This is a genomic window from Microbacterium sp. KR10-403, assembly GCF_040196215.1.
Taxonomy (GTDB): domain Bacteria; phylum Actinomycetota; class Actinomycetes; order Actinomycetales; family Microbacteriaceae; genus Microbacterium.
Genome location: NZ_JBEGDC010000006.1, coordinates 126,473 through 147,836 on the forward strand (window position 1 = coordinate 126,473; position 21,364 = coordinate 147,836).

25 protein-coding genes are annotated in these 21,364 nt (G+C 68.2%); 14 read left to right on the forward strand and 11 right to left on the reverse strand.

Features of this window, described 5'->3' with window-relative positions:
* Window positions 1–76 precede the first annotated feature (76 nt).
* The 8 genes from ABMQ42_RS14835 to ABMQ42_RS14870 all read left to right on the forward strand — a co-directional run bounded on the left by ABMQ42_RS14835 (window position 77) and on the right by ABMQ42_RS14870 (window position 4,900).
* A complete protein-coding gene (locus ABMQ42_RS14835; RefSeq protein WP_349723768.1) occupies window positions 77–928 on the forward strand; it encodes a GNAT family N-acetyltransferase in 852 nt (283 codons plus the stop codon).
* A complete protein-coding gene (locus ABMQ42_RS14840) occupies window positions 925–1,338 on the forward strand; it encodes a MerR family transcriptional regulator (RefSeq protein ID WP_349723769.1) in 414 nt (137 codons plus the stop codon). The genes ABMQ42_RS14835 and ABMQ42_RS14840 overlap by 4 nt, the downstream gene beginning before the upstream one ends.
* A complete protein-coding gene (locus ABMQ42_RS14845; RefSeq protein ID WP_349723770.1) occupies window positions 1,310–1,741 on the forward strand; it encodes a VOC family protein in 432 nt (143 codons plus the stop codon). The genes ABMQ42_RS14840 and ABMQ42_RS14845 overlap by 29 nt, the downstream gene beginning before the upstream one ends.
* Before the next feature lie 213 nt (window positions 1,742–1,954).
* The gene (locus ABMQ42_RS14850; RefSeq protein WP_349723958.1) at window positions 1,955–2,464 is read left to right on the forward strand and encodes a P-loop nucleotide/nucleoside kinase family protein; all 510 of its coding nucleotides are present in this window, start codon (window positions 1,955–1,957) and stop codon (window positions 2,462–2,464) included.
* A gap of 161 nt (window positions 2,465–2,625) precedes the next feature.
* Window positions 2,626–3,063, forward strand: a complete 438-nt coding sequence (locus ABMQ42_RS14855; protein ID WP_349723771.1) for a bleomycin resistance protein — start codon at window positions 2,626–2,628, stop codon at window positions 3,061–3,063.
* Window positions 3,064–3,168: 105 nt separating this feature from the next.
* A complete protein-coding gene (locus ABMQ42_RS14860) occupies window positions 3,169–3,591 on the forward strand; it encodes a hypothetical protein (RefSeq protein ID WP_349723772.1) in 423 nt (140 codons plus the stop codon).
* 333 nt (window positions 3,592–3,924) lie between these two features.
* Complete coding sequence (locus tag ABMQ42_RS14865) at window positions 3,925–4,350, forward strand: GNAT family N-acetyltransferase (protein ID WP_349723773.1); 426 nt, start codon at window positions 3,925–3,927, stop codon at window positions 4,348–4,350.
* Complete coding sequence (locus ABMQ42_RS14870) at window positions 4,331–4,900, forward strand: GNAT family N-acetyltransferase (protein WP_349723774.1); 570 nt, start codon at window positions 4,331–4,333, stop codon at window positions 4,898–4,900. Before ABMQ42_RS14865 ends, ABMQ42_RS14870 begins: the two co-directional genes overlap by 20 nt.
* Before the next feature lie 31 nt (window positions 4,901–4,931).
* Here the strand turns inward: ABMQ42_RS14870 and ABMQ42_RS14875 are convergent, their stop codons facing one another.
* Entirely contained in the window at window positions 4,932–5,873 is a 942-nt protein-coding gene (locus ABMQ42_RS14875) for an SDR family oxidoreductase (RefSeq protein WP_349723775.1), read from the reverse strand.
* Window positions 5,874–6,147: 274 nt separating this feature from the next.
* Between ABMQ42_RS14875 and ABMQ42_RS14880 the strand changes: the two genes are divergently transcribed.
* Window positions 6,148–6,870, forward strand: a complete 723-nt coding sequence (locus tag ABMQ42_RS14880; protein WP_349723776.1) for a class I SAM-dependent methyltransferase — start codon at window positions 6,148–6,150, stop codon at window positions 6,868–6,870.
* Window positions 6,871–6,883: 13 nt separating this feature from the next.
* Here ABMQ42_RS14880 and ABMQ42_RS14885 read toward each other — a convergent pair whose 3' ends face one another.
* Complete coding sequence (locus ABMQ42_RS14885; protein ID WP_349723777.1) at window positions 6,884–7,915, reverse strand: S66 family peptidase; 1,032 nt, start codon at window positions 7,913–7,915, stop codon at window positions 6,884–6,886.
* Window positions 7,916–8,266: 351 nt separating this feature from the next.
* Window positions 8,267–8,410 (reverse strand): helix-turn-helix domain-containing protein, encoded by a 144-nt coding sequence (locus ABMQ42_RS18190; protein ID WP_502884721.1) that lies wholly within the window; start codon window positions 8,408–8,410, stop codon window positions 8,267–8,269.
* A gap of 10 nt (window positions 8,411–8,420) precedes the next feature.
* Between ABMQ42_RS18190 and ABMQ42_RS14890 the strand changes: the two genes are divergently transcribed.
* A complete protein-coding gene (locus ABMQ42_RS14890; protein ID WP_349723778.1) occupies window positions 8,421–8,576 on the forward strand; it encodes a hypothetical protein in 156 nt (51 codons plus the stop codon).
* 39 nt (window positions 8,577–8,615) lie between these two features.
* Here the strand turns inward: ABMQ42_RS14890 and ABMQ42_RS14895 are convergent, their stop codons facing one another.
* A complete protein-coding gene (locus tag ABMQ42_RS14895) occupies window positions 8,616–9,314 on the reverse strand; it encodes an alpha/beta fold hydrolase (protein ID WP_349723779.1) in 699 nt (232 codons plus the stop codon).
* A 115-nt stretch (window positions 9,315–9,429) separates the two neighbouring features.
* On the opposite strand from ABMQ42_RS14895, the gene ABMQ42_RS14900 reads away from it, so the two are divergent.
* Window positions 9,430–10,032 carry a TetR/AcrR family transcriptional regulator gene (locus tag ABMQ42_RS14900; protein ID WP_349723780.1) on the forward strand — a complete coding sequence of 201 codons (603 nt, stop codon included), beginning with the start codon at window positions 9,430–9,432 and terminating at the stop codon, window positions 10,030–10,032.
* On the opposite strand, the gene ABMQ42_RS14905 is transcribed toward ABMQ42_RS14900, so the two are convergent.
* The 3 genes from ABMQ42_RS14905 to ABMQ42_RS14915 form a co-directional block, all read right to left on the reverse strand.
* The gene (locus tag ABMQ42_RS14905; RefSeq protein WP_349723781.1) at window positions 9,999–10,868 is read right to left on the reverse strand and encodes an N-acyl homoserine lactonase family protein; all 870 of its coding nucleotides are present in this window, start codon (window positions 10,866–10,868) and stop codon (window positions 9,999–10,001) included. The two genes, ABMQ42_RS14900 and ABMQ42_RS14905, sit on opposite strands and share 34 nt — an antisense overlap.
* The gene (locus ABMQ42_RS14910; protein ID WP_349723782.1) at window positions 10,865–11,473 is read right to left on the reverse strand and encodes a TetR/AcrR family transcriptional regulator; all 609 of its coding nucleotides are present in this window, start codon (window positions 11,471–11,473) and stop codon (window positions 10,865–10,867) included. Before ABMQ42_RS14910 ends, ABMQ42_RS14905 begins: the two co-directional genes overlap by 4 nt.
* Before the next feature lie 84 nt (window positions 11,474–11,557).
* A complete protein-coding gene (locus tag ABMQ42_RS14915; RefSeq protein WP_349723783.1) occupies window positions 11,558–12,319 on the reverse strand; it encodes an NAD(P)-dependent oxidoreductase in 762 nt (253 codons plus the stop codon).
* Window positions 12,320–12,372: 53 nt separating this feature from the next.
* On the opposite strand from ABMQ42_RS14915, the gene ABMQ42_RS14920 reads away from it, so the two are divergent.
* Complete coding sequence (locus ABMQ42_RS14920) at window positions 12,373–14,484, forward strand: FAD-dependent oxidoreductase (RefSeq protein WP_349723784.1); 2,112 nt, start codon at window positions 12,373–12,375, stop codon at window positions 14,482–14,484.
* A 6-nt stretch (window positions 14,485–14,490) separates the two neighbouring features.
* On the opposite strand, the gene ABMQ42_RS14925 is transcribed toward ABMQ42_RS14920, so the two are convergent.
* The 3 genes from ABMQ42_RS14925 to ABMQ42_RS14935 form a co-directional block, all read right to left on the reverse strand.
* A complete protein-coding gene (locus ABMQ42_RS14925) occupies window positions 14,491–14,838 on the reverse strand; it encodes a flavodoxin domain-containing protein (protein WP_349723959.1) in 348 nt (115 codons plus the stop codon).
* Window positions 14,839–18,624 carry a bifunctional nitrate reductase/sulfite reductase flavoprotein subunit alpha gene (locus ABMQ42_RS14930; protein WP_349723785.1) on the reverse strand — a complete coding sequence of 1,262 codons (3,786 nt, stop codon included), beginning with the start codon at window positions 18,622–18,624 and terminating at the stop codon, window positions 14,839–14,841.
* Window positions 18,625–18,750: 126 nt separating this feature from the next.
* On the reverse strand, window positions 18,751–20,001 hold the full coding sequence (locus ABMQ42_RS14935) for an MFS transporter (protein ID WP_349723786.1): 1,251 nt from the start codon (window positions 19,999–20,001) through the stop codon (window positions 18,751–18,753).
* Between the two features lie 79 nt (window positions 20,002–20,080).
* Between ABMQ42_RS14935 and ABMQ42_RS14940 the strand changes: the two genes are divergently transcribed.
* Complete coding sequence (locus ABMQ42_RS14940) at window positions 20,081–20,596, forward strand: MarR family winged helix-turn-helix transcriptional regulator (RefSeq protein WP_349723787.1); 516 nt, start codon at window positions 20,081–20,083, stop codon at window positions 20,594–20,596.
* A complete protein-coding gene (locus ABMQ42_RS14945) occupies window positions 20,593–20,910 on the forward strand; it encodes a YchJ family protein (RefSeq protein WP_349723788.1) in 318 nt (105 codons plus the stop codon). The genes ABMQ42_RS14940 and ABMQ42_RS14945 overlap by 4 nt, the downstream gene beginning before the upstream one ends.
* Here the strand turns inward: ABMQ42_RS14945 and ABMQ42_RS14950 are convergent.
* On the reverse strand, window positions 20,883–21,290 hold the full coding sequence (locus tag ABMQ42_RS14950) for a VOC family protein (protein ID WP_349723789.1): 408 nt from the start codon (window positions 21,288–21,290) through the stop codon (window positions 20,883–20,885). The genes ABMQ42_RS14945 and ABMQ42_RS14950 overlap by 28 nt on opposite strands.
* Between the last annotated feature and the right edge of the window lie 74 nt (window positions 21,291–21,364).

Here is a 21,364-nt window from a genome sequence, read left to right on the forward strand (position 1 = left end):
CTGCGGCGGACGCGGGGTCGTGACTCGTCTGCAGGGAGAACCGCACCTGTGTGAGGCTGGTCGCATGACAGTGTCAATGAGCACTCCGTCGGTGACAGAGCTTCCCCGCATCATCGAAGCCGTGGCGTCCTGGCAACAAGAGGGTTCGCCTATTCAGGTCCATCCCGGAGATTTGGGCTGGTACGGACGGTTCGGGGCCGAATCACTCGCTGCGGCACTTCGGGTGTGGTCTCGCAAGGGCGACGCCATGGCGGTCGGATTTCTCGACGAGTCGGAATTGATTCGCATGGCCATCTCGCCGGCCGTTGGCGAGGATCATGTATTCGCCAATCGAATCGCCGACGACTTCGTCGACTCCCTGGGCGACGTCCTGCCGTCAGGTCGTGGAGTTGTTGAGGCCAGATTTGGAAGCGCGCTTCAACAAAGCCTGTCCGATCGTGGCTGGACAGAGGATGACCCGTGGACCCCGCTGTATCGAGACCTGGCATCGCCCGTCCCCTCGCCCTCGCTGCAGGTCAAGGTCGTCGGGGTGGAGTTGATCGAGGACCGCGTGATGGTGGAGGCGGCTGCGTTTCCTGGCTCTTCGTTGTCCGCCGACCGTTGGCGTCAGATGGCAGAAGGGTATGCATATCGCACTGCTGAATGTCTCGTCGGTTATGACGAGGACGAGACCCCCGTCGCGGCGACCACAGTCTGGTCGGCTGGCCCTGGTCGCCCGGGCGTCATCGAGCCGTTGGGCGTTCATGGTGACCATCGTGGGCGAGGGTACGGAGTTGCGATCACGCTCGCGGCAGCGGAGGCGCTGCGACGTATGGCGTGTTCAAGCGCAACTGTTGCGACGCCGTCGTCGAATGCGGCCGCCGTTGCCACCTACCTGGCCGCAGGCTTCGTCACGCAAGGGGAAGTCACCGACTTCTGCCGGCCGTGATCAGCACGTTCGTCTGCTCCTTGCGCTACTACGAGCAGCAAGGACTGCTGATGCCGCAGAGATCGTCTGCCGGTCACCGTTCTTCCGAGGTCGACGAAGTCCGGATCGTCGGCGAGATCCAGGAGCTCTTCGACGCAGGATTCTGCAGCTCCGTGATCCGCGAGCTGCTGCCCGCGATCAGCGAGCTTGGCGTGATTCGCGAGCAGCTGGCCGGGGCCTTCCAGGCGGCACGGCAACGCCTGGAGAGTGAGCGAGCCGCGGTCGAGGGCGAACTCGAGCGACTGGCGTCGATGGCGGTGCGATTCGGTCTTGCAACTGACATGGGTGTCAGGGTCGAGACTGATCTGCATGACGACATCGAATCGGCCCAGGCAGCTCCGTTTGATCATCGAGACCGACGACTTCGATGAGGCCCTCCGCTTCTATCGCGATGTCCTCGGTATGCCCGAGCAGCCTGCCTTCGCCACTGATGGAGATGACCGGGTGTCGATTCTGAACGCCGGCACCGCCACGATCGAACTCGCCACGCCGACCCACGCTCGCAACATCGATCGGATCGAGGGCGCTGAGCCTTCGTCCGGCCCGACGCTGAGGCTTGCCCTCGAGGTCGATGACGCCGCGCGGGCGGTGTCCGATGCGCGCGCTGCGGATGCCCGCCTGCTGGCTCCGCTGACCACGACGCCGTTCCGGAGCATCAACGCGAGGGTCGAAGGACCGGCAGGCTGGCAGGTGACCTTCTTTCAGGAACTGGAAAGCGTGGAAGAGAGGGCATCTCGTCCGGGTTTCGACACGGACGATCAGCGTGCACGGTAGAGCTCATTCTTCAGCAGGTCGAGCCCGCGGAGTCAGGAGGCGCGAGAGTGTCAGTCCACATCGTTGTCTGTGCCGGAACGTGGTGGAGTTCCGCTTTAACGTCTAGCGTCGGAAGCTGCATCTGTTGGCGCAGTACGAATTGGAACTCGCGGAGGATCGAGTGTCAGAACAGATTGCCGCGATCGCTCCGCTGAAGGTCACACGACCGGTCGTCTGGTCGTTCTCTCCGGTCTGCCAGGAGTTGGGAAGACGAGCGTCGCCGAAATCGTGGCTCGGCGCACCGGGGCGGTACACCTGTCGGTCGACGCGGTTGAGGAGTCGATCCTTGCCTGTGGTCTGCCGTCGGGGTGGCAGGTCGGGGTTGCTGCGTATGAGGCGACTCGCGCGATGGCAGAGCAGAATCTAGGGCTCGGTCACGTCGTCGTGGTCGATGCTGTCAACGACAGTGAGGGAGCTCGGAACACCTGGCGCACTGCGGGATCGCGCACGGGGGCATCTGTCGACTTCGTGTACCTCGTGATCTCCGATGTGCAGGAGCATGAGCGAAGGCTCAGCGCCAGGGAACGCGGTCTCACCCATGTCGGCGAGCCGACATGGACAGAAGTGCAGCGCCGGCGCGCGGGCTACGCGACGTGGTCTGATGAGGTGGTGGAGCTCGACACAGCCGCGCAGACGGCGGACGAGATCGCTGCCGCACTCGCGGAGCGCCTCAGCATGATGTGAATCCCATCACCGCTGATCGTTGTGTGTGCCAGAATTCGGTGGACTTCCGCTTCAACGTGTGATCCCTGCCCCCGGTCGTTGGGCGAGCGCAGCGAGAGGGAACGCCCAGAAGGACGTTTCAGAGCCGGACAGGGCGCTGGCAGTGCTGGCACCATGGTTCGGTGATTTCTCGTGATCTTGAGCCCGACCTCGTCCCCGAGCTTCTCGTCTCCGATATTCGCGCGAGCATCGACTTCTGGTGCGGACTGTGCGGTTTCGAGATCGCATATGAGCGTCCCGAGGAGAGGTTCGCATACATTACGAGGGGGAGTGCGCATGTCATGCTCGAGGAGTGTGGCGTTGGACGGAACTGGCTGACAGGTGACCTTGTCCAGCCCTTCGGTCGTGGAGTCAACTTTCAGATCGGCGTCGCCGAGATCGACCCCATCGTGAGCGTCCTCCGCGACGCCGGTGTGGCGATCTTCATGGAGCCTGAGACGAAGTGGTACCGGGTGAGTGACACCGAGGAAGCAGGGGTGCATCAGTTCCTCGTGACTGATCCGGACGGGTATCTGATTCGGTTTCAGACCTCGGCTGGACGACGCATGCCCGTGAACTGACGACGCATACGTCACGCAGATGGCGAGCGGATCGAGGAGGTATTCGAGCGCAGAGCTGTCTGTGAGACCGTGTGCGGCGGCGTTTTGTCTCGATACTGTGATGGGGTGAAGGTTCCTCGTCGCGTGCTCGCGCTGACCGTTGTTGGTGTTGCTCTCGTTGCTGTGACGGGGTGCTCGATCGATGGGGTGCTTTGGAGCCCCGACGGTGCGCGCGTGATCGACACAACTGAGAAATTGATCGCCGGGGCTTCGTCCGGCGGTCAGGACTCGCTTAGCTGCGAGGGTTCTGCTGCGGTCTTCGGCGAAGCGGACGTGTGGGACGGACTCAGCGCGGGAGAGCCAGAGCAGTTCGACCCCGAGACATCCGTTGATCGACCGGCGCTTGACGCGACGTGGAGAATCAACCTCGAAGGCGCAGGCTTGAGCGGGACTTCCGGTGAGGAGGTCCCAACCGACGTGTTCTATCGCGAGACCGAGACCGGCTTGTGCGTGGCTGACGTCATCTGGCAGAGCGTTGATGTCGACTGATCACCCTCATCCCGCGCGGGCGAACTCGACGATCTGAGCCTGTTGCGGCGCTTGATGGAGGGTGCCGTCGCGGAGCATGGCGCAGAGGATGTCGGAGCGACGTCGGTCGAGGGCGGCTGCCGGGGAGATGTCGGTCGGCCGGTGGCGGTTGACTCTGCCTGTCGCACGAGGTGTGACACCATATCGATCATGAGCCTCGTGGTGCCGACGATCGAGACCGACCGACTCCTTCTCAGACCGTTCCGGGCTTCAGATGGGGAACCGTTGTTCGCGCTCCAGAGCGACGCAGAGGCGATGAGGTATTGGGACTCGCCGCCCTGAGCCGACCGTTCCATGGTGGAGCAGTTCTTCGCTAACGGCGAGAAGGCAGTGGAGCGCGGCACCGCTCTGCGGCTGGCTATCGAACGCCGTGCCGACGGCGAGTTCATCGGTTGGTGCACCTTCAACAGCTGGAACCCCGACTTCCGCAGTGCCTCGATCGGCTACGCTCTCGCGCGGGCCGAATGGGGAAAGGGATTTGCGACGGAGGCGGCCGCCGCCCTCCTCGACTGGGCATATGCTGCGCTGGATCTGAATCGAGTGCAGGCGGAGGCCGACACCCGCAACATCGCCTCCCGTCGTGTGCTGGAGAAGCTCGGATTCCTCCTGGAGGGCACCCTCCGGGAGGATTGCGTCGTCGACGGGGTCGTATCGGACTCATGGATATTCGGTCTGCTTCGCAGAGATCGGGACGTCGATCATGCGTGCGGCGACCACTGAACCAGGGCGTGGGGTCGACGCCGACGGCGCGCCGTCGCTGCGCCGCCTCTGCCCCGACGACGCGCCGGCTGTTCTCGCCGCATTCGAATCGAACGAAGACATGGCGCGCCAGGGTGACGTATCGAGCCTCGCCGACGCCGAGGCATATGTCGCGCGACTCGCCGCGGCCGGTTCTCCGCACGAGGCGTGGGTGGTCGCCGCGGGTGACAAGCTCGTCGGCCTCGTCTGCGTGACCGTCGACGAGAAGAACCGCAACGGCTGGTTCTGGTACTGGATGACGGATGCCGCGCGCGGGCGCGGCTGGACGAGCAGAGCCGCCGCCACGGTGGCCGACTGGGCGCTCACCGTGCGCGGCCTGGAACGCCTTGAACTCGGTCATCGCGTGAACAACCCCGCTTCGGGCGCTATCGCGCGCCATGCCGGCTTCGTTCGGGAGGGGACCGAGCGGGCGAAGTTCCTCGTCGACGGCCGGCGCGTCGATGTCGACACCTATGGGCGATTGAGGTCGGATCCCACTCCGGCATACGAGTCGTTGCGCATGGTGGTCTGACGCGTCGACGATCGCTGGCACGGCTCGGGTCTCAGGCAGTCGGAAGCGGGACCTTGGTCAGCTGCTGCGTGAGCTCCCACATGCGGGCGGCGTCCTCGGGGCTGCGCAGGCGCGAGAACAGCTCCCGCTGCGCGGGGCGGCCGCCGAGCCCGCCGAGTCCGCTCGGCCCGTACAGCGTTCCACCCTGTGCGTCGGGGGCGGTCGCTGCGAGGAGAGCGGGGAGCCCCGCGCTCGCGACCGTTCCCATGATGCCGATCCGAGAGAGCACGGACACCACCCGTCGCAGGGGGACGGCGCGCGTCCGCCCCATCTCCGGGCGTACGGCGAGCAGGTTCGTGGGCGCGATCCCCGGGTGGGGGAGGGTGACGGTGATGCCCCAGTCGCCGGCTCTGCTGCGCCGATCGAGTTCGAGACCGAACAGCCCGTAGGCGATCTTCGAGTGGCGATACGCGGCCATGCCGTCGTATGAGCGCGCCCAGTTCGGGTCGTCCCAGTTGACCGCGCCCTGGTCCGCAGCGAGGCTCAACTGCAGCGTGACCCGCGCGGAGCCCGCGCGCAGTAGGGGCATCAGGTGCCCGATGAGCGCCGCGTGGCCGAGGTGGTTGGTCCCGAACTGCAGCTCGAAGCCATCGGCGGTGGTCTGCCGCGTCGGCGGGGTCATCACCCCGGCGTTCCCGATGAACCTGTGGATCGGAGCGCCCTCGCCGCGCAGCGTCTCTCCGAGCGCGGCGACGGATGCGAGGGAGGCCAGATCCAGCGCCCGCAGGGACACGTTCGCCCCCGGGGCATGCTCGCGGATCGTGTGGAGAGCGGTCTCGCCCTTCTGCGGGTTGCGCACGGGAAGGATCAGCTCCGCTCCCGCACTGGCGAGCCGGGTGGCGATGACGAGTCCCATGCCGTCGCTGCCTCCGGTCAGCACGATGCGCTGCCCGGTGAGGTCGGGAACGGAGATGTCGATGGGGTGGCGGGGCATGGCGGCGGCCTCCTCGGGTCGTTGTGGACGGTCTTCACCGAGCATCCGGCCTTTCCGTGTTCGCCACCAGGGCCTGTCGATCCCCGGTTGGCGTCGACTCCCGCGGAGAATCGACCACCGGCATCCGGCTCCGCCGTTCCCGCTGTGTGATCGCGACCGCTTACGATCGAACGCGGGATGCCGCGACGTCGCCTCTTTCGCGTGCGTCTCTGTTCACATCCGGTCAGAGGGGAGACCATGACCATCACCCGTTCTCTCGCGGAGGGGGCGCCCGTTGGCCGACTATGACGCTCGGATCGTCGACCTCTATGACGGCGACAATCCGGATGGTCCCGACCACGACTACTACCGGGCGCTCGCCGCGGAGCGGGGCGCCCGGCGCATCCTGGACCTCGGCTGCGGCACCGGGATCCTCACGGTGACGTTCTCCGCACCCGGACGCACCGTGGTGGGAGTGGACCCGTCCCACGCGATGCTGGAGTACGCGCGCAGACGCCCGGGAGCGGACACCGTCAGATGGGTCCACGGCGACGGGCGCAGCATCCCGGGCTCGTCGTACGACCTGATGGTGATGACGGGGAACGTGGCGCAGCACATCCCGGACCCGGACTGGGAGCAGACGCTGCAGGCTCTGCGGCAGGTCGCTTCACCCGGTGCCGTGCTCTCTTTCGAGAGCCGCAACCCCTCGGCCCGCGCGTGGGAGAGCTGGGTGCAGGACGAGCCGACGACCCGCGAGACGGCGCACGGGACGCTGACCGAGTGGACCGAGGTCGACGAGCTCGGGGGAGGGCGTGTGGTGCTCCACTCGTTCAACCGATTCGAAGCGACCGGCGATCTCGTCGAAGAGGAGGTGCTGCTGACCTTCCGTGCCGACGAGGTGCTGACGCAGCAGCTGGCGGCAGCGGGCTTCGATGTCCGCGCGATCTGGGGCGATTGGCAGCGGACGCCCTTCGACGGGACACAGCGCCTGATGGTCTTCGAGGCGCAGCCTGTCTGACGGTGCGGGGTGATCAGGCGAGAGCCTGCTCCAGCGAGTTGACTCCGTCGCCGAATCGAACCCGACCGAGCGCTCCGTTGACGATGGGCATGAAGGGCTGCACGTGCCCGCACTCGACGTCGCCGATGATCGGGATGCCGCGGCCGCCGAGGGCGTCGAGAATCGCTTCGTGCTGGGTCATCGTGGGTGAGTCGGGGGCACCCGTCCTGCCGACGAGCACGGCGTTCGCGCGATCGAAGAACCCCGCCAGACGCATGCCGTGCAGGTGGCCGCAGATCGTGAGCGCGTCCTGGTCGGCGGCCTCGACGTAGACGATGAGACCCTCCGGAGCGTGCTCGTCGGCGAAGGCGGTCAGGTCTGCGTAGGGGGTGCCGGCGATGTTGGAGATCGTGTCGATGCATCCCCCGATCAGGCGTCCGGTGAGATCGATGTCGCCGCTGCCGTCGTCGAGACGCAGCCATGACCCGGTGGCGTTCAGGGTCATCGCCGTGACGTCGGGATGGGTGACGTAGTCATCCCACCCTTCCGCCCGAAAACGGCCCGGGGAGTTCTGGATGAGCGTGCTGCGCGCCTCGGTCGTGACGATGTCCAGCCAGCCGAGCAGTCCTTCGGGTGCCTGGTACGGGGTGTCCATGAGGTTGTTGCCGTGGACGGTGGCGATGCCTGTGAGCAGCGTCATCGGGGTGAGGAGCGTGGAGATGTCGGAGAAGCCGATGAACCAGGTGGGATCCGCGGCCGCGATGGCTTCCCAGTCGAGGAGGGGGAGCAGGTCGATCGCCGTGTCGCCACCCCACGGGGGAACCACCGCTCGCACGGCGGGATCTGTCAGAAACGCGGTGAGCTCGCGCGCGCGATCGGTCGCGGGTGCGCTCACATGCCGAGCGCCGTCCATGCATTCGCCGACGACGACGCGATATCCGCGGTTGCGCAGGCCGGCTATCGCGAACTCCAGGCGTGCCCGTTCGGCGGCGGTGACACCGCTCGACGGGGAGGTGACGGCGATCGTGTCGCCGGGACGCAGCGGTGCGGGGTAGCGGATCGGCATCGCCCCATCATGGCAGGAGGCGCGACGCCGATGCCGGCTGGGCGAGGCGCCGCTCTGCGCGCAGGCCGTCGAGCGCGATCCACAGGTATCGCCGATAGAGCGCTCGGTGTCGTCGCGCCCGTCGATCCGCGGACCGTCCTGGGCGACGGCGGCCACCGCACTGCAGGCGATCTGCAGGAAGATCAGGTCGGTGCCGGTGACGTCTTCGCGCAGAACGCCCGCCTCCTGCGCGCGCTCGGCGACGCGGTTGACGAGCGGGGCGTCCCAGGGATCAGGGTCGGCGAGTGCGCCGTGCAGGATCTCCTCGACCTCGTCGTTGTGCCGCTCGAGGATCGCGTCGATGAGCTCCTCCTAGTTGGAGAAGCGCCGGTCTGCGGTGCCGACTCCCACTCCGGCGTGGTGTGCGACGTCATTCAGCGTGACGCCGAGGCCATGGCGCGCGAACAGCTCACGCCCTGCCGTCAGGAGTCGCTCGCAGGAGGGCCGCCAGGTCATCCCGAAGTCGGTGCGCCCGGCGCGTATCGCCGAGAACCTCGCCGTCTTCGACTTCGAGCTGAGCGCCGACGAGCTTTCGCGGATCGACGCACTGGAGCAGGGGATGACGATGGTTCCGGATGAGCTCCACTTCGATGCATTCCGCATCGAGGTCCCGGAGGCCTGAGAGCGGTCAGGACGCGGCGCCCCGACCGCTCGGCGTGGGTCACGAGACGGCGCGTGCCGCTTCATCGATGATGTCTGCGACGACCTCGGGGTGTGAGATCGCCACGGCGTGGGAGGAGTCCACGCGGACCACGTGTGAACCGGCGCGGCGGGCCATCGTCTCCTGCTCGGCGAGGGGGATCGCGTTGTCGGAGGTGGCGAGCAGTGCCCAGGAGGGCAGCTTCCGCCATGCCGGCTCGCCCTCAAGGGCGCCGGTGAGGGCTTTGACGGCGGTGGGGCGCTGTGACGCGGCGAGCAGGCGCACGCGCTGCGGGTCGACGTCGCCGGCGATCACCTCTGCGAAGCTGTCGGCGTTCACCCGCAGTTCGGGCTCGCCGTTGTGGAGGAGAGTCGTCGAGCTCTTCTCGCCCAGTGTGGTGTCGGGGCCGGACAGGGCGAAGACGTCTTCGCCGGTATCGGGTTGGTACGCGGCGATGTAGACCAGCCCGCGCACGTTGGGCAGGCCCTGCGCGGCGCGGGTGATCACGGCACCCGCGTAGGAGTGTCCGGCGAGGACGACGGGCCCGTCGACGTCGCGCACGACGGAGGCGACGTAATCCGCATCGCCGTTCAGATTACGGAGCAGATTGGGGGCTGCGATCACCTCGTAGCCGCGGTCCCACAGCAGCGGCATGACGGCGCTCCAGGTGGAGGCGTCGGCGAATGCGCCGTGGACGAGGACGATGGTGGGATTGCTCATCGAGAGCTCCTTGTATCGAAAGAGACTGACCGGTCTTTCCGGCAAGTAGAGAGACTAGTCGTTCTCTTTTGCGGATGCAAGCCAGAGATACCGGTCGGTCTTGTAGACTCGACGCATGGCATCCGACACGGAAACGCACCCGCGGGACAGGCTGCTCGAGACCGCGTCCCGGCTCTTCTACGCCGAGGGGATCCATGCCGTCGGCGTGGAGCGTCTCGTGAAGGAGGCGTCCGTGACCAAGGCCACGTTCTATCGGCACTTCCCGGCCAAGGACGACCTCGTGGCCGCTTACCTCACGACGACGCGGGACGGTATTCGGGAGAGGGTGATCGCTGCGCAGGAGGGCAAGGATGCCGCAGAAGCGCTGCTGGCCGTGATCGCCGTGATCGGCGATGCGACGAGTGCCGAGGATTTCCGCGGCTGCGAATTCCTCAATGCGGCGGCGGAGTATCCCGATCCCCGCAACCGCGTGCGTGGCGTGATCGACGAGCATCGCACCTGGCTCCATGGAGTGCTCGCCGACCTCACCCGGCGGCTGGGGCATCCCGATCCGGAATACGCCGCTCGCGCTCTGATCCTTCTCGTCGACGGCGCGCTGCAGGGCGGGCAGTTCGACGCCGACACCCGCAGCGTCCTGCTGCGCGCGGCTGCCGACGTCGTCGGGCTGCCTGCCACCGACACTGCTCAGTCGTCGGTTGCGAGCGGCGACGGCCGGTAGACCTCACGGGCGGCGAGACGCGCAGCCGCGGCCGGGTCGTGGGCCGGCAGCAGCACGATCGGCTGCTGCGCGGCGAAGGTCTTGATCTTCCGAAGCTGCGCGATGGCGAGGTGCGGGGCGTTGTTCACACCGTCGGTGAGTTCGCGGTCGAGCAGGGCCTGGTCGTAGGTGACGTCGCCGCCGAGAAGGTACGTCGCGTCATCGGCGAAGACGACGACGCAGATGTGGCCCGGTACATGTCCGGGCGTCGGGACGGCGACGATGCGGCCATCGGAGGTGATCGGATACGTGGCGTCCCACGGTCCGAGTGCCGGGCCGGTCTGGCGTAGGAGCTCGGGATGGAAGCCGTGCGGCCAGTGCTGCGGGACGGCGCCCTCGACGGTGGCGCGCACAGGCTTGCGGTAGAAGTCCCAGTGCTCTTCGCCGACGAGGATCCGGGCTCGCGCGAGGTCTCCGAGCCCGTCGCCGTGATCGTGGTGAAGATGCGAGAGCACAACAGCCTGGAGGTCTTCGGGTGCGAGGCCATGGGCGGTGAGAAGGGTGCCGATCCCTTCGTCGGGGGCGACCTTGATGTCGACGGCGCGATGGAAGAACGGCTGCCACCAGGGCAACCATCCCTTGTCGGTCGCATGCGGCGACTCGCCGGTGTCGAAGAGGATCGGACCGTCGGGATGGTCGATGAGGTAGGTGTTGATCGGCAGCGGCTCGGTCCAGCCGCGGTCACCGAAGATCACCGTCAGGCGGCGCAGCCACACCGGGCGGTCGGCGCTCTGGGTCTGGTGGCTGGGACGGATGCGAATGGTCCCGGTCTGCAGGATCGACACGCTGATGCTCATCGGTGCTCCTTGTGGCTGTCGTGGTCATCGGGGTCGCCGGCCAGCCCGCCGTCGACGGCGCGCAGGACGATGGCGCGAACCAGGTCCGCGAGATCTCGGACACTGCGCCCTCCCGGCTCGTCCAGCCAGTCGAGTGTGAGCCAGGTGACGCCGGCGGCGAGCGCCGTGGTCGTGGCCTCGAGAGGGAGAGGGCCGCGGCGCAGCGCGGGGGAGAGGGGTGAGTGGTGGCGGAGCCGCTCGGCGACGAACGCGATCGCCGCGGCGAGGATCTCATGCCCGCCGGGTCCGCGTGTGGTGCGGACATAGAACATGCGATGGGCCTCGAGCCGCGTGATGATCCGCGCGAAGGCCGCGCTCATGTCCTCGGCGCGACGAGATTCAGGGACATCGGTGCCGACGGAGAGTCCGGAGAATGCCTCGGAGAGCCGCTGCAGTGCGGATTCCGCGAAGGCGTTCGGCAGGGTGCCGAAGACGGCGTAGAACGTCGGTCTGCTGACGCCGGCCTCCGCGACGACATCCGTCACCGTGATCGTCTGCGGGTCGCGTTCGTCGAGGAGCGACTGCATCGACGAAAGCAGCCTGTCTCTCGTGCCGACTTCTCTCACGACCCTCACTTTACACATGTAAAGAAGAGAGGCGCGGGGGAGGACCCGGCAGACGTGCCGCTCGGCGACGAGGTCGGAGCGCGGTCAGGGCCTCGGATGCCGTGCGTAGACGGCGGCCGCGGCATCCCCGAATCCCGACGGTTGCCCGGCGGCCGTGAAGGTCTCGGCGATCTGGTGCATCTCGTCGGTCCAGCGCCAGCCCTTCTCCCGCGCTGCGGCGCCCGCCCGCTCCAGGCGGCGCGCGAGGTCGGGCTGGGATCGCGCCCACTCGGCCTGAAGCACCGCATCGACGCCGTACGAGGCCGCGGTGGCATCGGCGGCGAGCAGAAGCGCCGCGCTGATCTTCGTCCACGCCGCATACGCCATCTTCACGGCCGACGCGCCGAACTCGTGCTCGGCGATGATGACGGGTTCGAGGCGCGATCCGGTGAAGAGCTCGGCGGCGCGGGATGCCGCAGCCCCCGACAGATGCATCCGGCTGGTTCTGGCGGCCACCGGCGGGGGCCCGATGATGCTCCCATCGACGTAGATCGCGCCCGCACCGCGCACCACGGAGGCGACCTCGGCTGCGTGCTCGGGGCTGATCGCGTTCGCATCGATGTACAGCCCGGTGAAACGCAGCAGAGCGCTCGCCGTCTGAAGGGCGGCAGCGGGCGGCACCAGGGAGATCACAACATCGATGCCGTCGAGGCCGTCTGTCGCCGTCAGACCGGCCTCGTTCGCGCGCGCCGCGCTCGCCGTGCTTCGACCAGCCGGCATCCAGCCGACGTCGTGACCGACATCGCGCAGTGCCCGGCCGACGGCGGCGCCCATCGCGCCGGGATGCAGAATCACGATGCGTGCCATGCGTCCATGATCGCCGTCACGAGGCATCCAGAGAAGAGAGTTATTATGGCAGAGTGAGCAATAAATCGTTTCCGCATCTGATGGCGCCCGGTCAGATCGGGCCGATGCGGCTGGACAACCGCATCATCCTCCCCGCCATGGACATGAACGTGTCGGAGCACGGCGAGATCGAGCAGCCCGAGGTCGACCACTACGTCGCACGCGCCCAGGGTGGCGTGGGCCTGGTCATCACCGGCGCCTGCGCCATCGCGTTCCCGTATGGCGCGGCATCCATGAAAGAACCCGGCCTGTCCGAAGACCGGTTCATCCCCGGCCTGAAGATGCTGGCCGACGCGATCCACGCCGCGGGCTCCAAGCTGTGCATCCAGTCGACCCACCACGGCAAGGTCGCCCGAGTGGACACGGCCAACGACCGGCCGCTGATCGCCCCGAGTGTGCCCGACTACACGTACAGCATGGGCGCGATGGCCGACTGCACGCCGGAGGAGCTCGCCAAGATGGGCGCGGCCACCGCCGGCAAGAAGCCGTCTTACCACGCGATGACGCAGAGCGACATCGACATGCTCGTCTCCGACTGGGCGGATGCCGCTGAGCGGGTGGCGAAGGCGGGCTGCGACGCGATCGAGATCCATGTCGCGCACGGGTACATCCTCGGCGTCTTCCTCAACCAGCGTGACAACAAGCGCACCGACGAGTATGGCGGGTCTCTTCAGAACCGTGCGCGGCTCGCGTGCGAGGTCATCAGCGCCGTCAAGGCGCGCGTGGGCGATCGCCTGGCGGTGCTCGTGCGCGTCGCCGGTGAGGAGTACGGCCAGGAGGGCGGCCTGACCCTCGCCGAGTCGACGCAGGCGGCACAGCTGTTCGAGAAGGCCGGCGCCGACGCGATCCACGTCACCGGCTGGGGTCGCAACCCCTTCGACAACTTCACCGACGGCCCGCTGCCGAACAAGGTCGGCGCGTACCTCTCCAACGCCGCCGAGATCAAGAAGCACGTGAAGATCCCGGTGATCGCGGTCGGTCGCATGCTGCCCGAGGTGGCCGAGAAGGCCATCGGCGCGGGCGACATCGACTTCGCCGCCATGGGCCGCCAGCTGCTGGCCGACCCCGAGCTGCCCAAGAAGATCCGCGAGGGCCGCTTCGACCAGGTGCGCCCGTGCATCAACTGCTACCTGTGCGTCGGCGAGAACTTCTTCGACGACACCCCGTTCTGTGCGGTGAACCCGGCCCTGGGCAACGAGAAGATCCTGCCGCTGCGGCCGGCCGCGGCATCCCAGCACATCGTCGTCGTCGGCGCCGGTCCCGCCGGCATGGAGAGCGCGCGGGTGCTCACCGAGCGCGGGCACCGCGTGACCCTCATCGACAAGGCCGACCGGCTCGGTGGCACGATGTGGTTCTCGACCATGACCACGCCCGACAACGAGCGGCTTCTGCGCTGGCACAAGAGCGAGCTGAAGCGCCTGCGCGTGGCGGTCAAGCTGAACACGCCCGCCACCGTCGAGACGATCCGCGCGCTGAACCCCGACCGCGTGATCGTCGCCACCGGAGCCGTGCGCCCCAAGCCCGACATGCCCGGCGGAGACCTGCCCAACGTGCACACCGGCGACACGCTGCGCGCCATGATGCTCGGCACCGCGACCGCCGAAGAGGCAGGTCTCGTCTTGAGCACCCTCGGCAGGATGGGGCGTCTGTCGGGCCTGACGAAGAGTCCGGAGTTCGTGCGCCAGTTCACGAAGTACTGGCTGCCGATGGGCAAGAGCGTCACCGTCATCGGCGGATCGCTCGTGGGCCTCGAGCTCGCCGAGTTCCTCGCCGAACGGGGTCGCACGGTCACGCTGCTGCACGAGAAGCAGCAGCTGGGTCTGCCCTTGGCGATGCCCCGGCGCTGGACGGCGGTGAAGGATGCCACGGCCCACGGTGTCGACATCCACCGCAACGTGCACGTGACCCGCATCACCGAGAGCAGCGTCGAGTACACCGAGGGCGATAAGACGCTGACGGCATCCGCCGACATGGTCGTCTACGCCGACGGCACGACATCTGCCGCGCCGGTGGCCGACGAGCTGCGCGAAGCCGGCTTCACGGTCGACGTCGTGGGCGACGCAGGTGCGGTGAACTACATCCACGGAGCCATGCACTCGTCGTGGAAGGTGGCCACCGCGGTCTGACCGGGCTCAGTACACGTCGCGCACGTAGCGACGCTGCTTGCCGAGACTCGTCACGTACGCGTCGGCGTCGTCTTCGCTGAGCTTGCCGTGCTGACGGGCGACGTCGCGCAGTGCGCGGTCGACGTCCTTCGCCATGCGCGAGGCGTCGCCGCAGACGTAGAAGTGCGCGCCGTCCTGCAGCCACGACCACAGCTGTGCACCGTGCTCGCGCATGCGGTCCTGCACGTACACCTTCTGCCGCTGGTCGCGTGAGAACGCGAGGCTCAGGCGGGTGAGCAGGCCGTCGTCCTGCCACGCCTGCAGCTCGTCGCGGTAGTAGAAGTCGGTGTCGGAGTTGCGCTCGCCGAACAGCAGCTAGTTCGGCGCGGCGTGACCGAGCGCCTGCCGCTCCTGCAGGAACGCGCGGAAGGGGGCGATGCCCGTACCGGCGCCGACCATGATCATGGGGGTCTTCGGATCGGCCGGCGGCCGGAAGTGGGTCGTCGCCTGCACGAACACCGGCACATCGGCGGTCGTGCTGTGATCGGCGAGGAACGTCGAGCACACGCCGTTGCGCTGCTGCCCGTCGTACGCGAACCGCACCGCCGACACCGTCAGCTCGACGCTCTCGGGCTGTGCGAGCGGGCTCGACGAGATCGAGTACTGCCGCGGCTGCAGACGCTTCAGCACGTGCAGCCACTCGTCGGCCGATGCGACGACAGGGTACTCGTGCAGCACATCGATCGCCTGCCGACCCCACAGCCACTGCTGCAGCTTGATCTTGTCGTCGGGGCGCAGCATCGTGGCCAGGTCGCGGTCCCCGGCGCGCTCGTTGACGAACCGCAGCAGATCGAGGCTGACATTGACGATCTCGAGGTGGCGGGTGGCGGCCTCGACCAGGGGCAGGGCGCCCACGCCGTCGAGCTCGACGACGGTCTCGCCGTCGAGGCGTGTGGCCTGAAGCCACGCGTCGACGGCGCTGCGGCTGTTCTCGGGGCGGACGCTCAGGGCGTCGCCGGCCTGATAGCGGAACGCGGGGTCGGTCGCGAACGCGAAGCGGCGCACCTCCTTCGTCGAGCCGTCCGCCCCGAGCACGCGGTTGAGGGTCACGCGCGTGACGAGGGGGTTGCCCCGCGAGAAGGTCGACGGCTCGGTCATCGGCGCACCCGGCGGTGTCGTCGTGCGCGCGCTCATCGAGACGGACGGGGTGGATGCCGCGAGTGCGGCGCCCACGCGGGCGAACCACGCGTCGGCGGGTGCGGTGTCTCCGGGCTCGCACTCTGCGCGCTCGGCGAGGCGGGTCGCCCCGAGCTCGGCCATGCGCGCGTCGAGGCGGCGACCGTGTCCGCAGAACGTGTCGTAGCTCGAGTCGCCGAACGCGAGGACGGCGTACCGCACACCGTCGAGCCGCGGCGCCGTGTCGCCGGCGAGCGCGGTCCAGAACGCCTCGCCGTTGTCGGGGGAGTCGCCGTCGCCGAACGTGCTGCTCACGAGCAGCACGGTGCCGGCGTCGGGCAGCGTCGTGGTGTCGAACTGATCCATGTCGACGAGGTCGACGGCGACGCCCTGATCGCGCAGCTGCGCGGCGTAGGCCACGGCATGCTCCTCTGCGTTGCCGGTCTGCGATGCCCAGAGCATCAGGAGCTTCCGCTCAGCCTTCTGCTCCGCGGGGAGTTCCGTGGGAAGCGCGGGGGACGCGCTCGCCGCGAGAGCGGCCAGCATGCCGTCGATCCACTCCCGCTCAGCGGCGTCGAACGGCGCGGCGCTCGGAATGACGACCGGGGCCGTGGACGGCGACCGGTCGAGTGCCCAGAGCAGGCCCTGCAGATAGCGCGTCTGACCGGCGGTGAGCGTCGGCGGAGTGAGCGGAGCAAGGCCGAGCGCGCCGGCGAGAGCACCCGCGCGCGACGGGGACTCCGCGTTCGCGAGGGCGTCATTCGCGCGAGCCGTGTTCGCGAGTTCGGCCGGTGCCGGCGAGGGCGAGGCGGCGGGGGAGGCGGGGACCTTTGTGAGAGCGACGGCAGACACTTTGAACTCCGGCTGGAAAGAGAGGGGATCGACGGCGTCGTTCGTGACGGCGTTGACGGCGAGGTACTCGCCGAAGGCATCGTTCCAATGGAACGGGGCGAACAGGCTTCCGCGCTGCACGCGGTCCGAGACCTTCACCGGCAGCACGGCCCGCCCGCGACGGGAGGCGATCTCGACGCCGTCGCCGTCGGCGAGCTCGAGGGCCGCGGCATCGGCCGGGTGGATCTCGACGAAGGGGCCCGGGTTCAGCTTCGTGAGCTTTTCGACCTTGCCGGTCTTCGTCATGGTGTGCCACTGATGCTGCAGCCGGCCCGTGTTCAACAGGAACGGGTAGTCGTCGTCCGGCATCTCCTTCGCGTCCATGTGCGGGCGGGGGAAGAACACGGCACGCCCGGAGGCGGTGGCGAACCGGGGGCGCGGGTCGCCCTCGGCGACATAGCGGATCGGGTTGCGGCCGTCGTCGGCCGCGGCATCCCGTCCCGCATCTTCGGGGCCGCTCGGCCACTGCACCGGCGTGCGGCGCAGGCGCTCGTAGGTGATGCCGCGCAGGTCGTAGCCCGTGCGGGGGTTCGCGAACTGCTTCAGCTCTTCGAAGACCTCCTCGACGCCCGCGTAGGTGAAGGCGTCGGCGTAGCCCATGGCGCAGGCGACGTCGGCGATGATGCGCCAGTCGGGCATCGCCTCGCCGACGGGATCGGCGGCCTGCTCGAGCAGGGTGAGGTTGCGCTCGGAGTTGACCGTCACGTACGTCGATTCGGCCCACAGCGTGCCCGGCAGCAGGATGTCGGCGTAGCTGTTGGTCTCGGTCTCCAGGAACACATCCTGCGCGATGACGAGCTCGGCGCGCTCGAGACCCTCGATGACCGTGCCGCGGCCGGCGACCGACGCGACCGGGTTCGTGCAGATGATCCAGCACGCCTTGACGTCGCCGTCGGCCATGCGCCGGAACAGGTCGATCGTGCCGGTGCCGACGTCGGTGCGCAGCGTTCCGGGTTCCAGCCCCCAGACCCGCTCCGTGAACGCGCGGTCGTCGGGATCGACGACGCTGCGCTGTCCCGGCAGCCCTGGCCCCATGTACCCCATCTCGCGCCCGCCCATGGCGTTGGGCTGGCCGGTGAGCGAGAACGGTCCGCTGCCGGGGCGGCAGATGGCGCCGGTCGCGAGGTGCAGGTTCACGAGCGCATTGGTGTTCCAGGTGCCGTGGGTGCTCTGGTTCAGTCCCATCGTCCAGCACGACATCCACTCGCCGGCTTCGCCGATCCAGCGGGCGGCCGTGCGCAGGTCCTCCTCGGCGATCCCGGTGAGCTCGGCGACGGCTGCGGGCGTGTAGCCGGCGAGGAAGGCGGGCATCGCCTCCCAGCCTTCGGTGCACTCGGCGATGAACTCCTCGTCGGTGTGCCCGTTCTGCACAAGAAGGTGCAGCAGGCCGTTCAGCAGCGCGAGATCGGTGCCGGGCTTCAGCTGCAGGAAGAGGTCGGCTTTGTCGGCGGTGGCACTGCGCCGGGGGTCGACGACGATGAGCTTCGCACCCGCCTTGACCCGGTCCATCATGCGCAGGAACAGGATGGGGTGGCAGTCGGCCATGTTCGCACCGGTCACCAGGAACACGTCGGCGCGGTCGAAGTCCTGGTACGAGCCGGGCGGCCCGTCGGCACCGAGCGACAGTTTGTACCCGGTGCCGGCACTGGCCATGCACAGGCGCGAGTTCGACTCGATCTGGTTGCTGCGGATGTAGCCCTTGCACAGCTTGTTGGCCAGGTACTGTGCCTCGAGCGACATCTGACCCGACACATACAGCGCGACCGCGTCGGGGCCGTGCTCGTCGATGATCGCGCGCAGACGCCGGGCGGTCTCGGCGATGACCTCGGCGGTTGCGCGGGGCTCGAGCGGCGCGCCGCGCTCGGAGCGCACGTGTGCGCGTTCGAGGCGCCCGCCGGCGGAGAGCATCTCCGCGCTCGTCGCGCCCTTGGTGCACAGGCGTCCGAAGTTCGTGGGGTGCGCTTTGTCGCCGGACGCCTTCGCGACCGTGCGGCGGCCGGTCTGCGGATCGGTCCCGATCTGCAGCACCATCCCGCAGCCCACGCCGCAGTACGAGCACGATGAGCGCACGGTCGTCGCATCGGCAGCGATCACGGGCACCCCCTCCGGTCAGCGTGTGTGTACACGCAACCGTGAGGGGGTTTCGCTCGGGTGAGGGCTGGATGCCGCGCGGATCAACTCTTTCTCACGGGCGCGGCGTGAGCGGTGTGAGGCGGCGGCTCACTCGCCCAGGGTGATGGTCTCGGCCATCACCTCGGCGGGCTCGTGGACCGGGTGGTCCGCCCGCGCGATGCTGCGGCGGAAGAAGGCCATGATCAGGATGCCGACGACCGCCGTCGCCGCGGCGAACAGGAACGGCATCCCGACGCCGAAGGCCGCCAGGGCGGTGCCGACCGGCGCGCCGATCGCGCCGCCGAAGAAGCGCACGCCCGAGTAGGCGGACGAGGCCACCGTGCGCGGCAGGGTGCTCGACTCCATCACGACCTCGGTCAGCAGCGTGTTCGCGGCGCCGATCTCGAAGCCGAGCAGCACGACGCACACGACCAGCCACGCAGTGGAATCGGTGAGGAACCCGGCGGCGACGTGCGTGAGCGCGAACAGCCCGAGCACGGCCATCAGCACGTGCGTGGCCGAGAACCGCCGCGTCAGCAGGGGAGCGAGCAGGACGCTCGCGATCGCGAGCCCGAAGCCGAAGCCGGTCATGACCAGTCCGATGCCGACGGCCGTCATGCCGAGCGGGTACGGCACGTAGGCGAGAGTCACGAAGAATGAGGAATTGTAGAAGAACGCCACGATGCTCATCACGAGGATCGACGGGTTGCGCAGGGCGCGGAACGGCGCGAGCACATGGCTCGTCTCGCCGGTGCGGCCCGAGCCGCGAACGACCGCGATGATGGCGACGAAGCCGACGGCCATGAGGGATGCCGTGCCCCAGAACGGCGCCATCCAGTTGATGTCGCCGAGCAGCCCGCCGGCGAGCGGGCCCACGGCGAGGCCGAGACCCAGGGCGGCCTCGTACAGGATGATGGCGTGCGCGGGCCGACCGCCGCTTGCCGAGATGATCGACGCGAGTGCCGTCGACAGGAAGAGCGCATTGCCGAGACCCCACAGGGCGCGGAAGGCGATCACACCGTCGATGCTCGTCGACAGCGCGCAGCCGACGGCGGCGACGACGATGACCGCGAGGCCGAGGAGCATCGTCGTGCGGGTGCCGATGCGGGTCGACAGCCAGCTGGTGAAGAACATGGCGACCGCGGTGACGGCGAGGTAGCTCGTGAACAGCAGCGAGGTCTGCGTCGGGGTGGAGCCCAGCGACTCCGAGATGGTCGGCAGGATGGGGCCGACCAGGCCGATGCCCATGAACGCGACCATCGCGGCGAACGCGACCGCCCAGACGGCCGGAGGCTGACGCAGAAGCGACCCTCCGGATGCTGCGTGTGCGGTCTGCGGCGGGACGGTCATGGTCGCCATGTGCTCTCTTTCTGTTCTCGGAACCTTATTAGTATACAGATAAAACACTGGTAAAATACTGGTGGTCTAGAATCACCCCGTGGCCACCGATGACGACCAGGACGCCGACTTCATCACGCGTACTCGCGCGAAATGGCAGGCGGCGATGCCGCAGCTCGACACCTCGCCGATGGAGCTGCTGGGGCGCATCAATCGCATCAGCGCGCAGTCCGTGACGCAGCTGGAGCGCGTGCTCGAGCCGAGCGGTGTCTCGCGGTCCGAGTTCGACGTGCTGTGTGCTCTGGCGCGCGGCGGCCGCCCCCTGCGTGCGAGTGAGGTGACCTCGTCGACGATGCTCAGCGGTGCGGCCACGACGAAGCTGACGGCACGCCTCGAGTCCGCCGGGCTCATCGAGCGCAACAGGCTCGAGCGCGACGCACGGGTCGTGCTGCTGTCGCTGACCGACGACGGGCGCGAGCTCGTCGAGACGCAGCTGCCGGTGTGCCTGGATCAGGATCGGCATCTCCTCGATGGTGTCGACGATGCCGATCAGGAGACGCTCGCCCGGATCCTGCGCACGGTGTCGGCGAACGCCGAACGGGCAGTGCGGGAGTGATCGAGCCGGTGACCGCCGAAGCGCTCATGCGCTCTCGATTCGCCGCGTTCCGCGACGGCGACGCGGCATGGCTGCTGCGGACGTGGCATCCCACCACCCGGCCGGCCGCCCTCGACCTTGCCGGCAATCCGGTGTGGCGCGGGCTGCAGATCGTCGAGACCGCCGGCGGGGCAGAGGGCGACGACACCGGCGTCGTCGAATTCCGGGCCACGTACCTGATCGACGGCGGCGGCGTGGGCGTGCTGCACGAGCGATCGCGCTTCGTCCGCGAAGACGGCCGGTGGTTCTACGTCGACGGAGACGTGCGCGACTGAGCGGTCCGCACGGTCCATCCCTCCCACCCGTCGGCGTCGATCACGCAGAAACGATTGCCCTCGGGGTCTTCCATGATGATGTAGTCGGCATCAGCGGGGCGCCGGTCCCAGTGGATCTCGCGCGCGCCCAGTGTCGTGAGGCGATCGACCTCTGCGCGCTGATCCTCGGCATAGAGGTCGAGATGGATACGCGGGGGCAGCACGCGGTCGGAGGGATGGGCGTCGAGAGAGACGGCCGGCCCCTCGCCGGCACGCGGGCGCAGGAGCGCGAAGTCGTCGTCGATGGGCTGACGCGCGACATAGTCGAGCGCATCCGTCCAGAACGCGATCTGACGGTCGAGGTCAGAGACTCGGATGACGACGGCGCCGACGATGAGCATGAGTCGACGTTAGGCGCGCCCGCGTGCGCGATCAATGGGGGATCCGTGATACCTTGCAGTTCCAGATACCTAAG